The 8190-nt window shown below is 66.6% G+C and carries 7 protein-coding genes, 1 tRNA gene and 1 pseudogene; 1 reads left to right on the forward strand and 8 read right to left on the reverse strand.

Annotated elements, in window-relative coordinates:
* The 7 genes and pseudogenes from ACAM49_RS36540 to ACAM49_RS36570 form a co-directional block, all read right to left on the reverse strand.
* Positions 1–1037 (reverse strand): Dyp-type peroxidase (locus tag ACAM49_RS36540; protein WP_369640105.1); only part of this gene is annotated, 1037 nt, incomplete at its 3' end.
* 131 nt (positions 1038–1168) lie between these two features.
* Entirely contained in the window at positions 1169–1864 is a 696-nt protein-coding gene (locus ACAM49_RS36545; protein WP_369640110.1) for an ABC transporter ATP-binding protein, read from the reverse strand.
* A 123-nt stretch (positions 1865–1987) separates the two neighbouring features.
* Positions 1988–2854: pseudogene (locus ACAM49_RS36550) on the reverse strand (ABC transporter ATP-binding protein); the annotation flags it as partial.
* 83 nt (positions 2855–2937) lie between these two features.
* Entirely contained in the window at positions 2938–4188 is a 1251-nt protein-coding gene (locus ACAM49_RS36555; protein WP_369640106.1) for a branched-chain amino acid ABC transporter permease, read from the reverse strand.
* A complete protein-coding gene (locus tag ACAM49_RS36560) occupies positions 4185–5225 on the reverse strand; it encodes a branched-chain amino acid ABC transporter permease (protein ID WP_369640107.1) in 1041 nt (346 codons plus the stop codon). Before ACAM49_RS36560 ends, ACAM49_RS36555 begins: the two co-directional genes overlap by 4 nt.
* A gap of 83 nt (positions 5226–5308) precedes the next feature.
* Positions 5309–6541, reverse strand: coding sequence for a branched-chain amino acid ABC transporter substrate-binding protein (locus ACAM49_RS36565; protein WP_369640108.1), 1233 nt, complete (start codon positions 6539–6541; stop codon positions 5309–5311).
* A gap of 226 nt (positions 6542–6767) precedes the next feature.
* Entirely contained in the window at positions 6768–7391 is a 624-nt protein-coding gene (locus ACAM49_RS36570; RefSeq protein ID WP_040807235.1) for an ANTAR domain-containing response regulator, read from the reverse strand.
* Positions 7392–7613: 222 nt separating this feature from the next.
* On the opposite strand from ACAM49_RS36570, the gene ACAM49_RS36575 reads away from it, so the two are divergent.
* Positions 7614–7700, forward strand: a tRNA-Leu gene (locus ACAM49_RS36575).
* 114 nt (positions 7701–7814) lie between these two features.
* Here the strand turns inward: ACAM49_RS36575 and ACAM49_RS36580 are convergent.
* The coding region (locus tag ACAM49_RS36580) for a hypothetical protein (protein WP_369640109.1) at positions 7815–8190 on the reverse strand (376 nt) is incomplete at its 5' end.

Raw genomic sequence — 8190 nt, forward strand, 5'->3', positions numbered from 1 at the left:
GTGGAGAGCAGGGTGCCGTAGTCGTAGTTGTAGCCACGGCGGAGCATGGGGATGCCGTTGACCAGGCGGACGTGGGCGCCGACGGGTATGGCGAGTTCACCGTTGGGCAGGCGCTTGGTCAGGTCCACCGGATCGAATTCGGTGTCGCCGCTCAGGGGCGCGCCGTCGCCGCGGCGGCGGCCGATGATGTTGTTCTGTTCGGCGAGGGCGAGCATGTCCCAGTCGGCGGTCTTCATGCGGATCTTGCGGAAGACCAGGTAGGTGCCGCGGTGGAACCAATCCGGCTCGTCGGCGGCGTCCACCCAGATGGTCTTGTCGAAGGCCGCGGTGCCGCGTTTCGGGTTGGCGGTGCCGTCCTTGTGCCCGAACATGTTTCGGGAGGTGCCGCCGTCGGCGGGCCGGCTCAGGAAGCCGTGCTGGGTCCAGCGGATACGTCCCAGGCCGGGCATGCGAGCGCGCAGCGCGCGGAAGGCGTGGCTGACCACCTGAGTGTCGTCGGCGCAGATCTGCACCATGATGTCGCCGCCGCACCAGGCGGATCGCAGTGCGTCCCCGGGGAATTCGGGCAGGGTGCGCAGCTGCTTCGGGCGGCGCGCGGCCAGCCCGAAGCGGTCGTCGAACACCTCCGGGCCCAATCCGAAGGTGATGGTCAGCCGGGCCGGGTTCAGACCCGTGGCGAAGTCGGTGCGCACACTGAATCCCGGTGCGTCGGAGGGGTTCTCGGGAACGTCCGCGCCGGTGGTGAGGGCCGCCGCCGTCTCGGTCCAGACGCTGAGCAGCTCGCGCAGCACACCGCGATCGGCACGCGCCACATCGGCCGACAGGAACATGGCGTGTGCCTGCTGAGGAGTCGCGATACCGGCTTGGTGATCACCGTGAAAGTCCACCACCCCGGCGGTTTTCGGAGACTCGGCGGCGGTGCCGCGCCCGATGGCCACACCCGCCGCGGCCGCGCCGGCGGCGGCCAGACCCGAACCGAACAGGGCGCGCCGCGAAACCCGCCCACCAGTACTACTTGCTGTAGTATTTTCGCTCACGCGTGCCAGATTAGCCACGCCCCGGCTACCCCGGCGAGTGGAATGCGTCACGTAATCGCTTGCGCGCCAGCCGCTATAAAACTTCGGGCCGGGCGACCAATGTCGCCCGGCCCGAATCGGAACAGAAGGTGTCAGCCGACGCCGAGGTAGGCGGACTTGACGGCGGGGTCGTGGAGGAGGGCTCGGCCGCCTCCGGTCTTGGTGACCTCGCCGGTTTCGAGGATGTAGGCGCGGTCGCTTCGGGTCAGGGCCTGCTGGGCGTTCTGTTCGACCAGCAGGACCGTGGTGCCCTGGGCGTTGATGTCGGCGATGATTCGGAAGATCTGTTGAATCACCATGGGGGCCAGGCCCATCGACGGCTCGTCCAGGAGGAGGAGCTGGGGGCGGGCCATCAGCGCGCGGCCGATGGCGAGCATCTGCTGTTCACCGCCGGAGAGGGTGCCGCCGACCTGGCGACGCCGCTCCAGCAGGCGGGGGAACAGTTCGTAGACCCAGTCGAGGGTTTGGGCGTACTCGGCCTTCGCCTTGAACGGTCTGGCGTGGCAGCCCATGTCGAGGTTTTCCTGGACCGTCATGCCGGGGAAGACGCCGCGGCCCTCGGGAGCCTGGATGAGGCCCGCCACGACGCGTTCGTGTGCCTTCATGCGGGTGATGTCGCGGCCCTGGAACATGATGCGGCCGCCGGTCAGCGGGAGCAGGCCGGACAGGGCGCGCATGGTGGTGGTCTTGCCCGCGCCGTTGGCGCCCAGTAGGGTGACCAGCTCGCCTTGCCCGACCTTCAGCGAGATGCCGTGCAGGGCTTGGATTCTGCCGTAGTTGACCACCATGTCCTCGACGGTGAGCAGCGCGTCATCGGCCGCGGGCGCCTCGCTGCCGGGGAGCTGTTTGGCGAGGTCCGGGACCGGCTCGGCGGCAACGCTTTCCGCCTCGGCCGCTTCCTCGGCGGTCTCGGCGTCGCCCTCGTCGGGCACACCCAGGTAGGCGTTGATCACCGCGGGATCCTGGCGGATCTGCTCCGGCAGCCCATCGGCGATCTTGCGGCCGAATTCGAGCACCACGATGCGGTCGGTCACGCCCATGACCAGGCGCATATCGTGCTCGATGAGCAGCACCGTGTAGCCGTCGTCGCGGATCTTGCGGATCAGATCCATGAGCGCGGACTTCTCGCTCGGGTTGAATCCGGCCGCGGGCTCGTCGAGGCACAGCAGTTTCGGCTCGGTCGCCAACGCGCGCGCGATCTCCAGGCGACGCTGGTCACCGTAGGAGAGGTTGCGCGCCTTCTCGACCGCGTGCGGCGCGATACCGACGAATTCCAGCAGGGCCATGGCCCTTTCGAGCGATTCGTGCTCCTCGGCGCGGTGCCGGGGCGTGCGGAAGACCGCGCCCGGGACCGAGGTCTTGTGCCGGGCGTCCGCGCCGACGACCACGTTCTCCAGCGCCGTCATCTCGCTGAAGAGCCGGATGTTCTGGAACGTGCGGGCGATACCGAGGCGGGTGATCTCGTTGCGCTTGGTCTTCGTCAGCGGCTTGCCGTCGAAGTACACCGTCCCGCCCGAGGGCCGGTACACACCGGAGATGGCGTTGAAGCAGGTCGTCTTGCCCGCGCCATTGGGTCCGATCAGTCCGAGGATCTCGCCGCGGCGGATCTCGAAGCTGACATTGTCCAGCGCGGTGAGGCCGCCGAACTTCACCGTCAGCCCGTCGGTGCGCAGCAGCGGCGCGCCGACCGGGACCTCGATCTCGCGGTGCGGCGCGGCGATTTCCGCGACCATATCCGAATCCGACAGCACCGGAAGGACTTCGGTCACGTCGAGCATGCCCGGGCTCGGCTCGACCTCGGGCGGCGCGACATACCCGGCCGCGATGTCCTCGTTGTCGAAGAGCGCGTCGCCCGGCCCCGTCACTGTCCCGCTCCCGTCGCCTGCGCCGCCACCGGCTTGCGCACCGCCCGATACACCTGCCGCCCGTAGGCGAGCAACTTCTGCCGCGCCGGGAACAGACCCTGCGGACGGAAGATCATCACCACCACCAGGGTGAGTCCGAAGAACAAGTACTTGTAGTCGCCGAGCGACTGCCCGCCGACATTGACGCCCATGAACCGGTTGGGCAGGTACACGATCAGGAACGCGCCGACGATCACGCCGAGCTTGTTGCCCTGACCGCCCAGCACCACCGCGCACAGGAACAGCATCGAGTTGATGACGTTGAAGCCCTGCGGATTCACGTACTGCACCTGACCGGCGTACAGCGCGCCCGACAGGCCGCCGATGGCCGCGCCGATCATGAACGCCCACAGCTTGAACTTGAAGGTGGGCACGCCCATGATCTCGGCGGCGTCCTCGTCCTCGCGGATGGCCACCCAGGCACGGCCGACCCGGCTGCGCTCGAGGTTGCCGACGAACATGAGCACGACGACCACCAGGATGATGCCCAACCAGTACCACCAGGTGCCGGAGTTGGCCCGGTCCAACGGATTCCAGGTGTGCTGGTCGCCGAGGTTGCCGGAGGAGAAGAACCCGCCGGGGTGGGTGTCGGACTCGCCGAGGTGCGGATACTGGATCCGCGACAGGCCGAGGCTGCCGTTGGTGATTTCGGGCAGGTTGTCGGCCAGCAGGCGCACGATCTCACCGAAACCGAGGGTCACGATGGCGAGGTAGTCGCCGCGCAGCCGCAGCGTCGGGGTGCCCAGGATCAGACCGGAGATGGCCGTCGCCAGGATCGCGATCGGCACGCAGGCCAGCCACGCCCACTTGGGATCGAGCCAGCCGCCGTTAGTTTGATTCCACGGGCTGTTCGGACTGGTCAGCAGGCCGACCGAGTACGCGCCGACCGCGTAGAAGCCGACATACCCCAGGTCGAGCAGACCCGCCTGTCCGACAACGACATTCAGGCCGATGGCGATGAGCGCGTACATGGCGAACTGCGCCATCACACCGCCGAAACTGGTGCCGGGGGTGTCCAGCACCGGCACCTTGAACAGCGGCAGCACCGCCAGCACCAGGACGATCGGCACGCCGACGGCCCACTGTCCCGGCCGGGTCAGCCCGCCCCACCAGTTGCGGATGGCGTCGCCGACACCGCGACCGGCGGGTGAATCCTTGCGTCCGGCGGGTGAATTCTGCGGCGCGGGAGCCGCTTTCGCGTGGGTCATGCGCGCGCCCTCCCCAAGCTCTCACCGAGGATGCCGGTGGGCCGGACCATGAGCACCGCGACCAGCACCACGAACGCGACCACGTCGCGCCACTGGTCACCGAACAGCACCTGGCCGTAGTCCTCGGCCAGACCCAGCAGCAGACCGCCCAGCAACGCGCCGCGCAGGTTGCCGATACCGCCCAGCACCGCGGCGCTGAAGGCCTTGATGCCCAGGATGAAGCCGCCGTTGTAGATGATGCCGTTGGGAATCTTCAGCGTGTACAGCAGCGCGGCCGCGCCGGCCAGCACGCCGCCGATCAGGAAGGTCAGCATGATGACCCGTTCCCGGGACACGCCCATCAGGGTGGCGGTGTCCGGATCCTGGGCCACCGCGCGGATGCTGCGGCCGAATTTCGTGTTGTTGATGAGCAATTCGGTGGTGAGCGCCAGCGCGATCGCCGCGCCCACGATGACCAGCGCGATATTGGTGACCGACGCGCCGAAGAAGCTGAACTGCTCGGTGGGCGTCACCAGCTGGATCGGTTGCTGGGCGTTGGTGCCGCCGAGCTTGTTGCCGGTCAGCTTGGGCAGGATGTAGTGCACGAATTCCTGCAGCACGAACGACATTCCGATCGCGGTGATCAGGAAGATCAGGGGTTTGGCGCCGCGTTTGCGCAGCGGGCGGTACGCGGCCCGCTCGAGTGCCACGGCGGCCGCGCCGGACACGAGCATGCCGAAGATCATGGCCGCGATCAGATAGATGATGGTCGGCCCGGCGCCCTGGGAGTAGGTGTCGCCGCTGGCCGCGAATCCGAAGACCATCAGCCCGACCAGCTGGCCGAAAGTACCCAGCATGAATACTTCCGAATGGGCGAAATTGATCAGGCGCAGCACGCCGTAGACCAGTGTGTAACCGACCGCGACGAGCGCGTAGATCGAGCCGTAGGTGAGTCCCTCCACGGTGAGCCGCCAGAATTGATCGGCGACCCCGGAGAGGTCGAATTTGATGGACGAGCTCGCCAGGAGAGTCACATCAGCCAGAGCGGGTGCAGACATTCGTTACTTTCGCCGTCCGTGGAAAACAGCGTGTGCCGAAAACGAATTCGGCACACGCTGTTCCGAATGAAAAGGGGGAGCGCTTACTTGACCTGGTACATCCAGATCAGGGCGTTCGCCAATTCACCGGTCGGACCCCACTTGTACTCGCGGGCCAGACCCTGACCGTCGTAGTTCTTCACGAAGTCGACCAGGTCGGGGCGGGTGGTCTTGCCGGACTCGATGCCCTTGATCACGATCGTGGTGAGGTCGTAGCCCTCGGTCGAATAGGTGCCCGGCTCGTAGTTGTTGAACGCCTTGTAGGCGGCGGTGAACTTGTCACCGGCCGGACCACACGGGCAGGAGAGCAGGGCGTCCTTGGACTTGCTACCGGCCTGCTTGGTGAACTCGACGTCCTTGGTGCCGTCATCGGAGATGAAGGTGGCGGTCACGCCGCCGTCGCGCAGCTGGCTGGCCAGCGGGGCGGCCTCGGCGTAGTAGCCGGCGTAGAAGATGCCGTCCGGCTTGGCCGAGGCCATCTTGGAGACGGTGGCGGAGAAGTCCTTCTGCTTGGCCTTCACGCTGGCCGCGCAGCTCGGGTCGGCGATCGAGCCGAGGCCCTCGGTGACCGTCTTGGCCAGGCCGGTGCCGTAATCCGAGTCGTCCTGGATGACGCAGATCTTCTTGAACTTGCCGGTGCCCTTGAGGTAGCCGGCCACGGCCGGACCCTGGATGCCGTCATTGCCCAGACCGCGGAAGAAGTTGCCCCAGCCATTGGTCGTCAGGGTGACGTTGGTGGCGGACGGGGTCAGCGACAGCAGGTTCGCCTGGTTCAGGATGGCGCCGGTCGCCTTGGTCTCACCGGAGAAGGTCGGACCGATCAGCGCCACGATCGACGGATCGCTGACGATGGTCGGGATGACCTGGGTGGCCTTCTGCGGGTCGCCCTCGGTGTCGAATTCCTTGACCGTGACCTGGCAGCCCGGGTTGGCCTTGTTGTGCTGATCCAGCGCCAGTTTCACACCGCGGATGATGTTCAGGCCGAGATTGGCGTTGTCACCGGTCAGCGGGCCCGCCATCGCGATGGTCGTGGGCGCGCACTTGCCCTTGCCGTCACCCGCGGGGTCGGCGGCCGCGCTGGTGTCCTTGGCCGGGACTTCCTTGCCCTGCGCGTCCACCTGCACCAGGGGCTGAATGGTCAGATTCGACCCGCCCCCACCGGAATTGTCCGTCGATTTGCTGCTACAACCCGCCGACGCCAGCGCGAGCACGGCCGCCGCGCCGATGACCACCGCTCGCGCCGTGCGACTACGCCGCAGCGAAGACGTGCGCGTCATTGAACCAAGCACGATTCACCTCATGTTCTGTGCTCCCCGGGGTCACCGGGGAGGGCCGCCCCATCGATCGGCCCGACCAGAACATAGCCCTGCCACGTTAGCTCCGCATCACATTCGAATCATCTATGTGACATCGCAACAAGAGAAAAAGCCCCGTTGTTACCGCACTGTAAATTTTTACAGTTGATTTTGGGCAACAACAGGGCTATGACCTAGCAAATGCGCCTTACTTCGGCGCCAGGTTCTCCAGCACCACCTCGGCGACGGCCTTCATCGTAGTGCGACGGTCCATGGCCGTGCGCTGAATCCACTTGAACGCCTGCGGCTCCGATAGACCCTGCGTCTGCATGAGCACACCCTTGGCGCGCTCCACCAGCTTGCGGGTCTCGAGGCGGTCGGTCAGGTTCGCGACCTCGCTCTCGAGCGCCGCGATCTCATGGAATCGCGATGCGGCCAACTCGATGGCCGGCACCAGATCCGACTTGGTGAACGGCTTCACCAGGTACGCCATCGCCCCCGCGTCGCGTGCCCGTTCCACCAGATCGCGCTGGCTGAAGGCCGTCAGAATGACCACCGGCGCAAGACGTTTCGAGGCGATCTCGGCCGCGGCGTCGATCCCGTCCCGGCGCGGCATCTTCACGTCCATGATCACCAGATCCGGCCGCATCTCCTCGGCGAGGTCCACGGCCTGCTGGCCGTCACCCGCCTCACCCACCACCTGATAACCCTCTTCCGAGAGCATCTCCACCAGGTCCATCCGGATGAGCGCCTCGTCCTCGGCAACCACCACCCGCTTGGGGGCGGACGCCGCGGCATCCTTCTTCGAACCGCCCCCTGCTGTCGTTCCCATAGATGAACCCCTGTCGCTTCCGAATACCGATTACCCGATGCCACCTCGTCCCGCGCCACCCTTCGCGGGTCGGCACGCACCGAGTACCCCAAAGAGTACCGTCGCCCCGCCCCCACAACCCACGTACCCAGCGCAAACCGACCAGTATCACAACGATGTCATCCCCCAACCCCGCCGATTAGTACCTTCCCCCACAAACCCGCTATCATTTCCCCCCGGTGCGCCGGGTTGGCGGAACTGGCAGACGCGACGGTCTCAAAAACCGTTGTCCGGAAGGACGTGTGGGTTCGAGTCCCACACTCGGCACCAAGATGGAGGGCTGGCCCGGTGATCGCGGGGCCAGCCCTTCTTCGTGCGGCTGGCGTCTGCGCTGCCTGTATTTATATGACACAACAGCTTTCGAGCCGAGTCGGAGCGACGGGCTCAGTGGTCGCCGAAGTTCGTGGTCGAGTCCACGGCGGGGATTCGGTGGTCGAGGAGGCGTAGGTCGGGTGGGACCAGGGTGGTGGATTCCATGAGGGCGCGGATCAGGTTGTGGTTCAGCATGTTTCCGACTGGTTCGCCTACTTCTTCGCGGGTGAGGCCGGGGACGCCGTCGGCTGAGAGGCGGGCGCGGACGCGTTCTACCAGGTGCTCGACGCGTTTGGGGGTCCAGCCTGCGTCGGGCTGGCGGTCGTCGAGGTGGATCGCGGCCTGGCGCCAGGCGATGGGCTGGGGGTAGGGCTCCTGTAAGAGGTAGCGCTGGGCGAGGACGACCAGGGCCAGGCGTTCGGCGGTGGAGAGCTGCCAGGTTCTGGGT

It is taken from the genome of Nocardia sp. JMUB6875 (genome assembly GCF_041154655.1).
Taxonomy (GTDB): domain Bacteria; phylum Actinomycetota; class Actinomycetes; order Mycobacteriales; family Mycobacteriaceae; genus Nocardia.